Genomic DNA, 438 nt, shown 5'->3' on the forward strand with positions numbered 1-438 from the left:
CCCAAAAACAGGGGCACAAGCATCCATAAATGTGCTTTCTGTTACTTTTCCCATTCAGGGCTTGCATGCTTAGCAAAAGCGTAGTAAGGTTTTATTTGTTGCCTACGCAATGCGTAGAAAACATAGCTGGAGGATTCGCCTAGCGGCCTATGGCGCACGCCTGGAACGCGTGTTGGGTTAACACCCTCGGAGGTTCAAATCCTCCATCCTCCGCCACCGATCCCCGGTCTTAGATTCTAAGACCGGGGATTTTTTATACCCCTTGGTACTATTTCTTCAGAACCCCACGGTTACACGTGCCGCCGAGGCGCCCCATACCTGAGAAAGCACCACCATGATTTTCAAAAAAGTAGGCGATAGTCGCCCCTACCCCCAGCACGGCATGACCCACGCCGACTGGGGAGGAATCCCGCCGCAGCGGGTACGCCTCGACACCCT

General features: G+C 53.9%; 1 tRNA gene and 1 pseudogene. Both read left to right on the forward strand.

Annotated elements, in window-relative coordinates:
• Positions 1-128 precede the first annotated feature (128 nt).
• Positions 129-216: transfer RNA gene (locus tag HMPREF2749_RS00555), tRNA-Ser, on the forward strand.
• A 118-nt stretch (positions 217-334) separates the two neighbouring features.
• A pseudogene (locus tag HMPREF2749_RS09345) lies at positions 335-438 on the forward strand (type II toxin-antitoxin system VapB family antitoxin); the annotation flags it as partial.

The organism is Rothia sp. HMSC075F09 (assembly GCF_001810515.1).
Classification (GTDB): domain Bacteria; phylum Actinomycetota; class Actinomycetes; order Actinomycetales; family Micrococcaceae; genus Rothia.